General features: G+C 63.0%; 15 protein-coding genes. 2 read left to right on the forward strand and 13 right to left on the reverse strand.

The annotated features are described in order from the left end of the window. Nucleotides 1-622: 622 nt before the first annotated feature. Entirely contained in the window at nt 623-1735 is a 1113-nt protein-coding gene (gene ald, locus JQ567_RS26095; RefSeq protein ID WP_212441471.1) for an alanine dehydrogenase, read from the reverse strand. 134 nt (nt 1736-1869) lie between these two features. On the opposite strand from ald, the gene JQ567_RS26100 reads away from it, so the two are divergent. Next, a complete protein-coding gene (locus JQ567_RS26100) occupies nt 1870-2373 on the forward strand; it encodes an Lrp/AsnC family transcriptional regulator (protein ID WP_212441472.1) in 504 nt (167 codons plus the stop codon). 5 nt (nt 2374-2378) lie between these two features. On the opposite strand, the gene JQ567_RS26105 is transcribed toward JQ567_RS26100, so the two are convergent. The 4 genes from JQ567_RS26105 to JQ567_RS26120 are packed head-to-tail and all read right to left on the reverse strand — an operon-like array spanning nt 2379 to nt 6729. After that, on the reverse strand, nt 2379-3449 hold the full coding sequence (locus JQ567_RS26105) for a TetR/AcrR family transcriptional regulator C-terminal domain-containing protein (RefSeq protein WP_212441473.1): 1071 nt from the start codon (nt 3447-3449) through the stop codon (nt 2379-2381). Beyond that, nucleotides 3433-4095: a TetR/AcrR family transcriptional regulator C-terminal domain-containing protein gene (locus tag JQ567_RS26110; protein WP_212441474.1), complete on the reverse strand. Its 663-nt coding sequence runs from the start codon at nt 4093-4095 to the stop codon at nt 3433-3435. Before JQ567_RS26110 ends, JQ567_RS26105 begins: the two co-directional genes overlap by 17 nt. 1 nt (nt 4096) lies before the next feature. Continuing rightward, nucleotides 4097-5704 (reverse strand): MFS transporter, encoded by a 1608-nt coding sequence (locus JQ567_RS26115; protein WP_212441475.1) that lies wholly within the window; start codon nt 5702-5704, stop codon nt 4097-4099. Continuing rightward, nucleotides 5701-6729 carry an HlyD family secretion protein gene (locus JQ567_RS26120; RefSeq protein ID WP_212441476.1) on the reverse strand — a complete coding sequence of 343 codons (1029 nt, stop codon included), beginning with the start codon at nt 6727-6729 and terminating at the stop codon, nt 5701-5703. Before JQ567_RS26120 ends, JQ567_RS26115 begins: the two co-directional genes overlap by 4 nt. A gap of 82 nt (nt 6730-6811) precedes the next feature. On the opposite strand from JQ567_RS26120, the gene JQ567_RS26125 reads away from it, so the two are divergent. After that, nucleotides 6812-7438 carry a TetR/AcrR family transcriptional regulator gene (locus tag JQ567_RS26125; RefSeq protein ID WP_212441477.1) on the forward strand — a complete coding sequence of 209 codons (627 nt, stop codon included), beginning with the start codon at nt 6812-6814 and terminating at the stop codon, nt 7436-7438. 108 nt (nt 7439-7546) lie between these two features. Here the strand turns inward: JQ567_RS26125 and JQ567_RS26130 are convergent, their stop codons facing one another. The 8 genes from JQ567_RS26130 to JQ567_RS26165 all read right to left on the reverse strand — a co-directional run. Then, complete coding sequence (locus JQ567_RS26130; RefSeq protein ID WP_212441478.1) at nt 7547-8329, reverse strand: 3-hydroxybutyrate dehydrogenase; 783 nt, start codon at nt 8327-8329, stop codon at nt 7547-7549. Between the two features lie 45 nt (nt 8330-8374). Continuing rightward, complete coding sequence (locus tag JQ567_RS26135) at nt 8375-9550, reverse strand: patatin-like phospholipase family protein (protein ID WP_212441479.1); 1176 nt, start codon at nt 9548-9550, stop codon at nt 8375-8377. A 32-nt stretch (nt 9551-9582) separates the two neighbouring features. Further along, on the reverse strand, nt 9583-10383 hold the full coding sequence (locus JQ567_RS26140) for an acetoacetate decarboxylase (RefSeq protein WP_212441480.1): 801 nt from the start codon (nt 10381-10383) through the stop codon (nt 9583-9585). A gap of 107 nt (nt 10384-10490) precedes the next feature. Next, on the reverse strand, nt 10491-11420 hold the full coding sequence (locus JQ567_RS26145) for an MBL fold metallo-hydrolase (RefSeq protein WP_212441481.1): 930 nt from the start codon (nt 11418-11420) through the stop codon (nt 10491-10493). Nucleotides 11421-11515: 95 nt separating this feature from the next. Beyond that, a complete protein-coding gene (locus JQ567_RS26150) occupies nt 11516-12733 on the reverse strand; it encodes an NAD(P)/FAD-dependent oxidoreductase (protein ID WP_212441482.1) in 1218 nt (405 codons plus the stop codon). A gap of 114 nt (nt 12734-12847) precedes the next feature. Beyond that, nucleotides 12848-13171, reverse strand: coding sequence for a hypothetical protein (locus tag JQ567_RS26155; protein ID WP_212441483.1), 324 nt, complete (start codon nt 13169-13171; stop codon nt 12848-12850). 105 nt (nt 13172-13276) lie between these two features. Beyond that, nucleotides 13277-14230: an AraC family transcriptional regulator gene (locus tag JQ567_RS26160; protein ID WP_212441484.1), complete on the reverse strand. Its 954-nt coding sequence runs from the start codon at nt 14228-14230 to the stop codon at nt 13277-13279. 50 nt (nt 14231-14280) lie between these two features. Next, nucleotides 14281-14496, reverse strand: a 216-nt coding sequence (locus tag JQ567_RS26165; RefSeq protein ID WP_212441485.1) for a helix-turn-helix transcriptional regulator, incomplete at its 5' end; no start/stop codon positions are given.

Raw genomic sequence — 14496 nt, forward strand, 5'->3', positions numbered from 1 at the left:
CCACGACGCCGATGATGTAAAAAATGTTCATTGCACACTCCTATTTGAGGCATGCGCGACTTCAGTACGAAAGCACGATGCTCCAATAGGAGACGTTTTGAGACGATATTAAGTTCCGGAGCCCGCACATCCACGAGATCGTTTACATTATCGAAGGCTACAAGGGCGGCCTAAGAGCCGCCCTCATTTTTTGAGCCAACCGCTGCGCGACCCGCCTAATTGTCCTGGCCGGGAGAGTTTGAAAGTGAGCAATATTGACCAGCTTGCATGAAATCCAAAGAGGATGCTGGTTCGATCACCGCCGCGCCAGACGGAACTTAGTTCACGGCAGGCAGTTCGCTATTTGAAGTCATTGCCATCAAAGGAGACTTCCTATGGAATTGATCCTTATTATTGTTGTTGTGGTGCTGTTGTTTGGCGGCGGCGGATACTGGGGTCGCCGTAGAGGTCATTGGTAAGAATTTGACACGGCGACGTCATTTTGAGTCATGGCGGGTCGATCAGTTTGAAGACGCAAGATGGCCGGGGACTTATAGTGACAATGCTCTTGCACAAATAGATTCGAATAGCGCAACAGCAGACACTATCCGCCCTTGAAATCTCCCCGAAGAGACTTCCGGCCTCAAGCCACAGCGCCCTCGATCGGTGAAAATGGCATGCCGAGGCTTCTGGCCACCGGTTCGCACGTCAACCGCCCCCGGTAGACATTCAGACCAGCGCGCAAATGCGGATTCTCGAGCACGGCTGCAAATCCCTTGCTGGCGAGCGCCAGGCCAAACGGCAGCGTGGCGTTATTCAGCGCCTGGCTGGAGGTCAGCGGAACAGCGCCTGGCATGTTGGCGACGCAGTAGTGGATGACGCCCTCCACCTCGTATGTGGGATTATCGTGGGTGGTCGGGTGCGATGTCTCAAAGCAGCCGCCCTGGTCGATCGCGACGTCCACGATCACAGCCCCCTTGCGCATCGAACTCAACATATCCCGCGTCACCAGTTTCGGCGCGCTCGCGCCCGGGACGAGCACCGCACCGATCACGACATCGGCGGCGAACACCTCTTCCTCAATGCTGTCGATGGTCGAGAATTTCGTCCGAACACGCCCCTCGAACAGTTCGTCCAGCTCGCGGAGCCGGCCTATCGAACGGTCGAGAATGGTGACCTCGGCGCCGAGGCCGACCGCCATACGTGCCGCGTGCGTCCCGACGACTCCGCCTCCGATCACCACGATGCGTGCGGGCTGGACGCCCGGCACGCCCCCGATCAACAGGCCCCGGCCTCCCGCATGCCGCCGCAAGGCCGCGCCGGCCGCTTCGATCGCAAGCCTGCCCGCCACCTCGCTCATCGGCGCCAGCAGCGGCAGGCCGCCATGGGCATCCGTCACGGTCTCATAGGCGATCGCGGTGCATCCGGACTCGATGAGGCCCTTGGCCTGGTCCGGATCGGGCGCCAGGTGCAGGTATGTGAAGAGAATCTGGTCTTGCCGCAGTTGCGACCATTCCGAAGCTTGCGGCTCCTTGACCTTGACGATCATCTGGCTGGACGCAAACACCTCGCGGGCGGAGTCCAGCACAGTAGCGCCAGCCTTGCGATAAGCGTCATCCGTCGCGCCGATGCCGACGCCGGCATTGGTCTCGACCACGACGCTGTGCCCCGCCGCCACATATTCGCGAACGGCCCCCGGCGTCAGACCGACACGGTATTCGTGCGTCTTGATCTCCCTGGGCACCCCGACCTTCATGGCAACCTCCGCTGTATGGCACGCCCCTTTTCTAGGAGGGAACCGTGGTTGTTTCTGAGCAAACTTGCGCACATACCGGCAAATAGTGCAGAAATTCAACGCAGTTTGGCACTATGGCGCAGGATTTTAAACATATGGACCACGACAAGATCGACATGACCATTCTCGCCGAACTCAGCGCCAACGCGCGGGTCAGTCACACCGAACTGGCGGAGCGGGTGGGACTTTCGAGCACCGCGATCGCGCGGCGGCAACGCGCGCTGGAAGACGAAGGATATATCAGAGGCTATCAGGCCATCCTTGATCCGAGCCGGTTTGGCCTCAACACGACTGTGCTGGTCAGAATCGCGCTCAACAGCCAAAGCGACGAGGCGCTGAAATCGTTCGAAGTCGCCGTCGTCAACTGCCCGTCGGTGATCCGCACTTTTCTGATGTCGGGAAACGACGACTATCTCCTGATCGTGCTGGCGCGCGATATCGAAGACTTCGAGAGAATTCACCGGACCGAACTGTCGCGCCTGCCGCACGTCTCGCGTATCCAGTCGAATTTCGCCCTTCGCGAGATCATCGATCGCGCGGTCCCCCCGGCGATCTTCGGAAAACCGGGGCGTCCAGCACGGAAGCAAACCAGAAAATAGGCCGGCTAACGCAGGTAGACCCATGCCCGGCGGCCGGCCGCCGGCAATGGCCCGCCGTCGTTGCGTAAAACCCCTCGCGCGAGGATTGCCGTCTCGTCAGGCCCGGCGCCGTCGAGAAAGACTTTCACCGCGGTGCGGGCGCGCAAATCGATCTCGGAAAGCGTTGGTATCGCGCCGAGCTGAAGCACGGCTTCCAGGTGAATGTTGCCATAGAGCATGCCGAGAAACTGGCGGGCGCCGGCTTCGCAATCCGCAAGATCGATCTCGCCGGCCTGCTTTGCTCTTGCAAGAATTTTTGTCAGGACCGCGATGGCCCGCTTTGGGCCATGCTGCGCGTAGACCCGCGTCGCATTCGGGTAGCGGTCCGCTTCGAGGATGGCGGTGTAACAAACCTCCAGCAAGGCCGGTGTCATCATTGTCTCGAGAAGATTGCGCCCGATGATGATGAGCAATTCCCTGAGCGGCAGGGAAAGCTGGTCGGCACTGACACTCAGGGCATTGGACGAGTATTGGCTGACGACCTTGGCGAACTGCTCGACCAGAAGCTGCTCCACGTTCTCGCGCCGCGTTGTCTTCTCGCGGAGCAGTTCCTTGTAGAGACCGTGCGGTGTCCATGTCCAGCTCGGCCGCCCAAGCACAAACGCCGTGATGACCGCGCAATTCGACCAGCCGCGCATCTGGCTCGCCTTACCGGGGACCTGTTCGCGGACGCGAAGGATATCGCCCGTCCCACCCCAGCGGAGAAATTTGACGGCATCGGCCGGCGGCAAGATCGTCACCATCATGCGGGTCCACCACGGCTCCACGAGCAGCCAGCTCCCGGTGTTCGTGGGCCGCATGGCAAAGACGTGCTTATGCTTGTGATGGACGAACCGATGCCACCATTGCCGTTTCAGGCCGGGGACGAAGCAAATGATCCAGTCGACGGGCTCGACCGTCACCAGCGATCCATGCTCGTCGGCGCAGTTGGCCAGATCCGACGGGACATCGGCGACGACCTTCAGGCTTGATGGGCTGTCGCTGCTCCGCGCCAGCCAGGACTGGCTCGCACGGGCAGTATCATATGGCGCGTTCATATCTGGCGCTCCCCGCGCTTGCACAGCCATGCAGGAACCTTTCAACGCTGGCCTTGACGCGGTCGGCGGTTGTCCCGTTCTGGCTCGTCAAGGGATTCAGCATCAATGCCTGGTAGAGCGGCTCCCTCAATAGTCCCATCAATTGCTCAGCGCATACCTGAGCGTCCGATATCGACAGAATCCCTCTTTCATTGGCTTCCGACAGAAACTCCCGCAGCCTCCGTGTGACGATCTCCGACCCCGCCTCGTACAACCGCTTCTTGAGAGAAGGGTTGCGCGCACCTTCGGCCATCATCATCCTGATGAACCCGACCAGGGTGGTCGAATACTCTCGCGAGGCAACCAGTCCGAAGGCGACAAGGGTATCGCGTACATCGTCAAGGGTAGTGGGGCGTGCCCTCCTCACCAATGGCTGCGATATGAAAAAGGCTTCGTGCTCGGCAACCGCGACGACGAGATCGTCGACACTTTCGAATGTCGACCAGATATCCTTTTCCGAATATCCGCTGCGATGAAAAATACTGTTGAGGCCGGCGGACGCATCGCCGGGATGAGCGAGGGCCTCGCTGATCGCCGACACGATGTCGGAGCGAACGTCCGGCCTCGATTCAGCATTGTCCGATCGAGCGGACGCGGGACGTCTCATGTTACGGCTCCTTGCTCCGGGATGACTGCGCCGCGTGCGCTTTCGCGTAGCGGTGGAATCCGATCTTGATGGAGACCAGCACGGGCGCGGCGATGACGAAAAGCAACGCGACGGCATTGAACGCGGTGTCGAAGGCGATCACGGTGGACTGACCGGTGACGGCTCTTCCCAGCAGGCTCGTGGCCGCCCGGCTGGCGGCCACGGCGTCCATTCCTTTTGCCGCGAGCATGGCTGTCGTCGCCGTCAGCCGCTCGCTGACTGCAGGAACGCCCGCGGTGACGCTGGCGCCGAGCACCGCAACATTGCGGGCGACGTTATGGTCGATCAGTGTCTGCAGTCCGGCGACCCCCATCAGGCCGCCAAGCTGGCGACCCGCATTGAAGAGACCGATGCCCGACGCACGGTTGTGGTCGTGGAGATTGCCAAAGGCGATCAGCGTGATGGACAGAAACAGGAAGCCAAGGCCCAGGCCGCGCAACAGGATGGCGGCCATCATGTCGTGCGCGCCGCTTTCGCTGGTCGAGCCGGATAGCATCCACATCGCAATCATGATCATCAGGATCCCAAAGGGCACCGTCGCGACCGGAGGAACGCGGCGGGCTTGCATGAGGAAGGCGGCTATGAGGAGCGTGCCGATGAAGAACGCGCCGCTCGGCAACAAGAGCAGGCCGGCGTCGGTAGGCCTGAACGCGAGAACGGATACGGCAAAGGACGGAATCAGGAATGCGCTCCCGAACAGTGCGGCGCCGGCGACAAAGCTGACAATGAAGGCGAAGCAAAAATCTTCCGACCGGAACAAGGTGAAATCGAGCAGGCCCCGGCCTTTGGCGATCACCTGGTGGCCGAGAAACAGCAGCAAGGCGGCGGCGCCCAGCACTGTTAGCCACAGGATGCGAGGTTCCTCGAACCAGCGCCATCGGTTGCCCTGATTGAGGACATAGGTGAAGCAGAGAAATGTGACTGACATCAGCGCGAAGCCGATCCAATCAAACGGACGGCGCACGGCCGCAGCGGGCTTCGGGGCGTCCGCGATCAACAGGAGGCCAGCCGCTGCCAGGGCCACCGGAACGACGCTGACGAAAATCCATGCCCAGGACTGGCTGTCGAGCAACCATCCCTGGAGCGCCGGGGCGATGGTCCCGGGCGCGACGACCGATCCCATCGCGAACAGGGCTTGAAGGATCGGCTGGTGGGCGCGCGGATAGGCGAGAAAAATGAGCGCCTGGCCGCCGATAAGCAAGGTGCCTCCGGAGAAGCCCTGTATCATGCGGAGTGCTATCAACAGGTCCAGCCGGGCTGTGATGACGGCAATACCACATGCCGCGCCCATGACCAGCGTTGAGCCGATGATCAGGCTGCGCGGATTGATGCGGGTCATCAGCCAGGGGGCGGTCATGAACCCGATCAGTTTCAGAGCGGTGTATCCGATGTCCAGCCAGGCGGCCTCGTCGGGAGTTGCGTAGGTGTCGCCGATGATATAGCCGCGCCCGAGCGACAGCACGGTGCCTGCGATCGCCTCCGTCAGCGTCGCAAGCACGACCCCCACGACAAGAAGGGTTCCTGTCGCAGCTCTGTCGCGGCTCGGCGTGTCGGCGACGGCGATGGTCATGAGCCGCTTCTCCGGTCAATTTCGACACGCGCGGACAGCCCAGGCACGAGGCGGCCGGGCAACGGGTTGTTGGCAAAGCGGATCTTCACCGGTACGCGTTGCACGACGCGGATGAAGTTTCCTGTCGCATTGTCCGCGGGGAGCAGACTGAAGGCAGACCCGCTGCCAGGTGCGAAGCTGTCCACCAGGCCTTCAATCGTCTCATTCGGGTAGCCGTCGACCTTGATGCGGACGCGCTGGCCGGGCCGGATATGTTCGATCTGGGTTTCCTTGAAATTCGCCACCACCCACACGTCCTTGACCGGAACGATGTCAAGCAAGGACGCGCCCGGCGCAACCAGCCGGCCGATGCGGACCTGGCGGTTGCCGATCACGCCGTCGACCGGCGCATGTACCACCGTGTTGTCGAGGTCGATCTGGGCAAGATCGCGTGCGGCCTGTGCCTGCGCCACAGCAGCAACGGCAGCTTCGCGCTGGGTGGCAAGGACGGCAATGCGCTGCTGCTGGGCCTCCACCATTGCCGACGCCGCCGACACGCCCGCTTCCGCCCTCGACAGCGCCGCGTCGCTTTCATCGACCGCGGCCTGGCTGACGGCATTGGTGCGGATAAGTTCGCGGCGGCGATCGGAGGCCTTGGTCGCCAGATTCCGCTCGGCGACGGTCGAACGTCGTTGCGCTTCGGCCTGTCGAACCAGGGCGTGCTGAAGCTGGATGTCGGCATCGACATTGGTGAGGCGAGCCTCGGCCGCTTCGACATTGGCCGCCGCTTGCGCAAGCTTTGCGCGATAGTCCCGATCGTCGATCCGGAACAGGACGTCACCCGCCTGGACGGTCTGGTTATCCTCGACCTCGAGGGTCGTGACATAGCCCGCAACCTTCGGGGCGAGTGAGGTCACGTCACCACGGACATACGCATTGTCGGTCGAGGTCTCGCCGATCGAACGCGCCCTCCATCCCGTGGCCACGATCACCACGGCGCCAAGGCACAACAGCAAGCCGATCGTCTTCTTCCTGTTACGCTGCATGACAGCCTCCGGTAATGGATGTTACCATTTGACGTGTATGGTAATGATCGTTACCAGTCAAGGGATGGATCGGGATGGATGAATGGCTGTGCCTAAGAAAGGGCGTGCGAACGGTCGCCGGGAAGCCCTGCTTCGCGCTGCGGCCGAGGTGTTTTTTGAACAGGGCTACGCGGCGACGAGCATCGACGCGATCATCGAACGCGCCGGTGGTTCGAAACGCAACATCTACAGTGAATTCGGCAACAAGCAGGGCCTGTTCTCCGCCATCGTCAAGGAAAACGCGGACAGAGTGCTTTCGACTTTGATCATCGAGCAGACCGAAGGCCACGATCTGCGGGCGACGCTGACGGCGTTTGGTCTGCACCTGATGGGTGTTCACATGTCGCCCACCTTGATCGGCATTTACCGAATTGCCGTCACCGAGGCCAACCGCTTTCCTGATCTTGTGAAGTCGTTCTACGAACAAGGACCCGGCCGGGCGACGTCCCGGCTCGCCGAGGTCCTTGAAGCCGCCAACAAGCGCGGGGAAATTCGAACCGATGATTGCTCGCGAATGGCCGGGCACTTTGTCGGCATGATCCGCGACAACCTTCATTTGCAGGTCGTTCTCGGGCTCCGCGCGGCGCCGTCGGATCGAGAGATCCAAGCGGCGGTCGGTTCGGCCGTCGAGGTCTTTTTGAACGGTGTTCGGCCTGGCCGGAAAAAGTAGACAGGCTGTTGTCGTTTTCGGCATCACGCGGTTTGCTGAACGGCTGGGCCGGGCGCTGATAGCGATCATCATTTTCTCCGTCATGTGAGGAAATGCTCATCGTCTCGCCTAGCGTGCGGTCCAGCCGCCATCGACGGAGATCGTGGTGCCTGTGATCTGCTCGGCAGCAAGCGAGCACAGGAACGCGACGGTGCCGCCAAGCTGCTCCGGCGAGGCAAAATCCAGTGACGGCTGTTTCTCCGACAACAGCTCCTCGGCGGCTTGCTTCTGGCTGATGCCGCGTTGCGCAGCGATGTCGCTGATCTGCTTCTCCACCAACGGCGTTCGCACCCAGCCGGGACACACCGCATTGCAGGTGACGCCGCTGCCGGCGGTCTCCAGGCCGACCACCTTGGTCAGGCCGACCATCCCGTGCTTGGCCGCGACGTAGGCGGCCTTGTGCGTCGAAGCGACGAGGCCGTGCGCGGAAGCGATGTTGACGATCCGTCCCCAGCGCTGCTTTTTCATCTGCGGCACCGCCGCCGCAATGCCGTGGAATGCCGCCGACAGGTTGATCGCGAGGATTGCATCCCACTTGGCCGCCGGAAACTCATCCACCGGCGCGGTGAACTGGATGCCGGCATTGTTCACGAGGACGTCGAGACGCCCGAATTTCTCGATCGTCGCGGCAATCAATCCGCGCACGGCGTCGCCCTTCGACATGTCGGCGCCGTCGTAGACGACGCGCACGCCATGCTCGCGTTCGATCCCGCTGCGGATCGCTTCGATTTCGCTCGTCTCGCCAAAACCGTTCAACACCAGATCGGCGCCGGCCTTCGCCAGCTCCCTGGCGATGCCGAGGCCGATGCCGCTGGTCGATCCGGTCACGATGGCTACCTTGCCCTTCAACATTGGAATTCCTTTCGGATGTTTTGAGAGATGAAGTCCGCCGAGAGCTCAGTCGCGGCGATGCACGTCGTGCGTGACGATGCCGAGTTCCGGTGCCGGCGGGTCGAGGCGGTGCGGATCGGCCAGCGTGCGGCGGATGTCTTCGAGCCCGCTCTGCCAATGCGTACGCATCGCGCTCAATCCGAACTCGTAGTCCCTGGAATGGCCTTCGTAGATCTTGGACTGGTAGATCAGGTGAACGATGTTGTAGGAGCGATGGCGCGCCATATCGGCGATGGCGCGGATTTCCGGTTTCGCTTTTGCGCTTGCCGGCAGCTCTTCCATGGTCCGCTGCAACGCCTGACGCATCTTCTGCATCCGCATCACCTGGTCGGTGACGGCGCGTGTGCGGCTCGAATACTGGATGTCCTTCTGCCGGCTCGACACCTCCATCAGGTCCTGGGGGACGCGGCCCCTGGCCGACCAGAGATCGATCTGGAACGTCAGCGTGTCACATGGCTCGCCGGACAGCACACGGGACAGCGGCGTATTCGAAACCACACCGCCGTCCCAATAGTGCTCGCCCTCGATTTCAACGGCGGGGAATCCCGGCGGCAGCGCGCCGGAAGCCATGAAATGCTTCGGTCCCAGCCGGCGTTCGGCGGTGTCGAAATAGGTCAAATTGCCGGTGCGGACGTTGACCGCGCCGACGCTGACGCGCGCTTCGCCCGAGTTCAGCCGGTCGAAGTCGACGAGCCGCTCCAGCGTCTGTTGCAACGGCGCGGTGTCGTAGAAGCTGGTCGCGGCATCGCCCGTGAACGGCGACCAGAGCGGCGACGGGAAGCGCGGCTTGAAGAAGCCGGGCTGCCCCTGGACCAGGGCCCGCGTTGCCGCCAACCTGTTGCGCACCGAGTTGATGTCGAAAGCAAACGGCAAGGCGTTGGCCAGCCCCTCGCCGGCGGGCCACTCGATCGAAAAGGCACAGATCGTCTCCCAGAATTCGCGCAACCGTTGCACGCGCTCGCCTTCGGGCGAGCCGGCGATGATGGCGGCGTTGAGCGCGCCGATCGAGATGCCGGCCAGCCAGTTCGGCCGGATGCCGGCCTCGTGCAGGCCTTCATAGACGCCGGCCTGATAGGCTCCAAGCGCGCCACCGCCCTGCAGCACCAGAGCGACGACATCGTACGGCAGCGGCCTGGTTTGCTGCGGCACCGGCCTTGATTGTTCACGCATCACGTTCAGCATTGCCAAAACTCCCTGCATTGTGGCTGATCCGATCAGCCGGCATTCGCTTCAATCAGGATCTCGGACCCGGTCCCGCGTCGACGTAGCGTCGCGCCAGGTGCCAGATAGTCGTGGACCACGGTGCCAAGCCCGAGCGTGAGGTCGGCAACAACGTGCTTGGCCGACAGCACCTCAAGCACCGGCAGCTCGGCGACGGGAGCGAGCGCATGCGAGCACAGGTCAAGCGCCGCCGGCCCGGCCCATGCGCCCTTCACCGTGATGTCCTCGAGATGGAAGCGCACCAGCTCGCAAATACGTGCCGTGCCGTCGACATGCGGGATGATCTTGAGCAGGAAGTTGGGTGCGGAGAGCTTTTTGGCTTCGACCGATGTGTCGAGGGCGCGGTGCTTGTAGCCCATGGTGCCGGTGGCGATGCGGACCGAACCGTAGTTCAGCGTGCCGACCAGCGTGTCGGTCTCGACCGCCAGTTTCGGCTGCGCCAGCTTCTTGGGAAAGCCCCACAGCTCGCGCCCGCCGGCAATGGGCGGATGATCATTGAGGAACATCTGGTGCACGAAGCTGCCGGCCTCGCCCCGGTAGGACACCGGGATAACCTGGCCGCTTTCGGTGTAGTCGCCGAAGCCGGTTGAATCAGGCATCCGGATGAATTCGTAATTCACCACCGGCTCGGCCACTTCGAGCGGCTCCGGCACCACCCGGCGCAGCGCTTCGGGATCGGTCCGGTAGCGGATGATGAAGTACTCGCGGTTGATGAACCGGTAGGGTCCGGGTGGAAAGGCCGAGTTCGTTAGCGGCATGGCGAACGCGGTCGCGCGCACGGTCTCGTGTTTCATCGAGGTCGAGCTCCAAGAGGATTTTGGGTGAGCGGGCCGCGCTCCGGCGCTGGTAACGCGGCCCGTATCGGATCAAGCGCGTGACGCGCCTCGTTCGGACCGTGCGGTCAGTAGTCCCAGAAGACCGGCACCCAGCGAAAGGCGTCGCCGTTGGCTGCCACATGGCCGACGGACGGGAACGGCAGGTGAGTTGCCACCAGCAGCCCGCGGGTCTCAGCCAGCTCCCGCAAGAGACTGATACGAACGCGGGCCGACTCCTCGGGGTCGTGTTCGAAGCCGTTGTACCACTCGGGGTGCTCGAACCCGACCGCGAACACGAGGTCGCCGGCGAACGTCAGCCGGTCGCCGCCGGACGCCACGCGGACCACGCTGTGCCCGGGGGTGTGGCCGCCGGTGCGAGTGACGACCACTCCCGGCGCCACCTCGTACTCCTCCTCGAAGGTGCGCAGCTGGCTGCGGTACTCTTTCACGAACCGCTTGGCAGTCGATCGAAGCGCGTCCGGGAATCCCGGCGGCATGGAGACGTGGGAGAAATCGGGCGCCTCCCAGAACTTGACCTCGGCGGCCGACACGTGGATCCGCAGGTCCGGACGCAGTTGGTCCTTCACCCCGTCGACGAGCAGCCCGCCAATGTGGTCCATGTGCATGTGGGTCAGCACCACGTCGGTCACGGACGCAAGATCGATGCCGGCGGCCTCCAGTCGCTTGATCAACTGCCCGGCCCGCGGCAAGTGCAAGTCCGGGTCGAGCCCAAGCCCGGCATCGACGAGGATGGTCCGGTCGCCGCTACGCACCACGACCACGTTCAGCGCCCAATCGTAAGCGTCCGGCGGCAGGAACATGTCTTTCAGCCAGGTCGCCCGGACGGCCGGGTCGATGTTGTGTGCCAGCATGGCGGTTGGGAGCGGCAGCACGCCATCGCTAACCACCAGCACTTCAATGTCGCCGACCTGCACCGCGTAGCGCGACGGGACCAACTCGTTAGGGCCCGGTGCAGCGGGGTGTGAGGTGTTGGCCAGGCTTGTGTCTAAATTCATCTTTGTCTCCCGTTTCATGGTGAAGGCTACTGGCTGGTCTTGGTTGAGCAGGCCGCGCAGCCAGCGCGGAACGCGGCCCGTTTCGCGTGAAGGGTCTAGAAGAAGCCACTCACATCAGTGACACGCTCCGGATCGGCCGAGGCCAGCGCGGCAGCACGCTCGGCCTTCGGCGGATAGATCCAGACGGTGTTGATCTCCTGCTTGGTCTTTTTGCCGACGTCGCCGACCATCCCGACCTTGCGCTCCCAACCGATCGTGAACAGCGCGCCGGCTTCTCCGAGATCGAGACAGGTGACGTATCCCTCCTGGTGATAGGGCTTGGTCGGAACGCCGAGCAGTTCGGCGGCGGCATTGTTGCCGGCAAAGGCGCCCATCCGCGTGGCGTGCTGGCACGACATCAGCGCGTAATTGCCGACATCGTCGCTGGCTGCTCTGGCGGCATCGCCGGTGGCGAAGACACCGGGCACTGATGGTACGCGCAAGTCGCGGTCGACCAGCAGCCGGCCGAAATTGTCGCGCTCGGCCGGGATCTGCTGGGTCAATGGGGCGGCGCGAATGCCGGCCGCCCAGATCACGGTCTCGGCTTCGATGTGTTCGCCATCGGAAAGCGTGACACCGGATTTGTCCAGCGACGCGACGCCGGCGCCGAGCCGGGTCTCCACGCCGACCTTGCGCAGGGCATCCTCAATGACGGGGCGCGGACCTGCGCCCATATCCGGAGCGATCGCGCTGTTCCGGTCAACGATGATGACGCGCGTCTTGGTTTCCTTGCCGAGGATCGCACGAAGCCGTGTGGGCATCTCCGTCGCCGCCTCGATGCCGGTGAACCCGCCGCCGGCAACGACGACCGTGTCGCGCCCGTTCTTTGCCGGCCGATCGGCCAGACCGTGCAGATGCCGGTCGAGGGCGATCGCATCGTCGAGCTGGTCGACGCTGAAGCCGTGTTCGGCAAGGCCGGGAATATTCGGACGGAACAGCCGGCTGCCGGTGGCCACGACCAGCCGATCGTAGGAGAGGCTCTTCTTGGCGCCCTTGGCGGCGACGATGTTGACCGTCCGGGCCTTGGTGTCGATGGTCTCGGCGCTGCCTTGCACGTAGACAACATCGACGGCCTTCAGCACATCCAGCAGAGGCGCGGTCAGCGTTTCGGGCTTCGGTTCGTAAAGCCGCGGGCGAACCACCAGCGTCGGCTCTGGTGCAACCAGCGCGATCTCGAGTTGTTCGGGGGAAACGCCCTGGATGTCGCGCAGGCGGGCGGCGGAAAGTGCAGCGTACATGCCGGCGAAGCCGGCGCCTATGATGACTAGTCGCATGTGATCTACTCCTGTGGTTGATCTTCCCAGAATTCCGCGCGTTACCGCCGCTGCGGCTCATTGGCGGCAGCAATCGACGACGACGCGAAGACGTGAAACGAAGGTGACGGGCCGCTATGGAGGCGAGCAGTCCAGCATGAGCGGCATGGGCCGCTCACATACCGCGCGGCAGCTTTTGGAACTGCGTGTCGAGCCGCGTTGAAAGACGATCGAGTGGACGGGATTCGGTGGCCAATTCTTGAAGATCTGGGCGCCGTCGTTGATCACGATGGAGCTCATCGGATTCTTGTCTTGGGTGGCTTGCGCCGGATTTTCCGCTTCCTCGCCCGTCGGTGAGGTGAAGCGCACCGTCAACGAAAGGCCGTACATGAGGGCGCTCGCGACCACCCTTCGTCGCGACGTGATCGCATTTGGGCCAACGAAATTCTTCCAGGCCATTGGCTGTCTCCCTCGTTCTCGGCGTAGCCATCGCATGGCCTATATCTAGCGGACCAAACCTGTGACTGCCCCAGAGCGATTGACGTACCTGTAGAGAGATTGCTGCTAACGCGCACGCCTCCGCCAATCGCTCGGCGTCTCGCCGGTCAGCTTCCTGAATGCCGCGGCGAAGGCGGTTTGGGAGGCATAGCCAAGAGCCGCCGCGATCGAGACGACGGATTCGTCAGTGTCGCGCAGCATGTTCATGGCCTGCTCGAGCCGGTGCTGGCGCAGCCAGGCGTGAGGGGAAAGCCCGGTGCTTTCCTTGAAGGAACGGCAGAAATGGAAGCGCGACAGCCCGGCTTCCGAAGCCAGCGCCGCGAGCGAGACGTCCGCATCGCTGTCCGAGCGCAGGCGTTCGATGGCGCGGCGCAGCGCCGTGGGCGCGAGGCCGCCTATGGTCGGCTGGAACGCGATTGGCGTGCCAATGTGCGCAGCCAAGAGGTGAGTGGCCAGAAGGTCTGTCAGCTGATGCCTGAACAGAGCATCCAGTGCGGCACTGCCTCCAATCATATCCGCCGCGCTCAAGAGCAATCGGGACGCGGTGCGGTCGGGATGTCCCGTCCTTTCCACGAGATCGCCGGGAGCGGCCATATCGGCTTCGCCGGCGACGCGTTGGAGCGTTGTGGGCGGAAGATAGAGCTGAACGACATTGACGGGGCCGGGAATATCCCATCGGGCGCTTGAGCCGGCGGGAATGATCGTCACAACCCCGGAACGCGCCGTTCCGATCGCCACTGATCTTCCCGAGCGTCGCTCCAGCTGTTGCAGGCCGGTCGGATAAGTCATGATGACGTGATCAGCCATGGGCTCGACGACGTCGTGCAGCGCATTGTGCTTCCAATGTGCGATCGCTCCACTGGACGGATCGGAAGCCACGCGCAGCGGAGCGGTCTTCAGCACGCGCGCCATCTCCACATCGGCAGGACGCCGTTCGGCATTCGGCAAATCGCGCTGGTGCGCCTTGGAAGCGTCTGGCTGATTCTGCGAAAGATCGCGCGAAATTGGATTGCAGCTCATGACTTGTCCTCGCCATTGAGGGCGGTCTGTTACCCGCAGAGCGTTCGCTGTTATCGCGTACGCCGTCTCCACTCGCCCGGTGTTTCGTTGGTCAGCTTCCGGAATGCGGCGGCGAACGCGGTCTGGGAGGAATAACCAAGCGCGGCTGCGATCGAGACGACGGATTCGTCAGTGTCGCGCAGCATGTTCATGGCCTGCTCGAGCCGGTGCTGGCGCAGCCAGGCGTGAGGGGAAAGCCCGGTGCTTTCCTTGAAGGAACGGCAGAA

The organism is Bradyrhizobium sp. AUGA SZCCT0431 (genome assembly GCF_018131065.1).
In the GTDB taxonomy this organism is placed as follows: Bacteria; Pseudomonadota; Alphaproteobacteria; order Rhizobiales; family Xanthobacteraceae; genus Bradyrhizobium.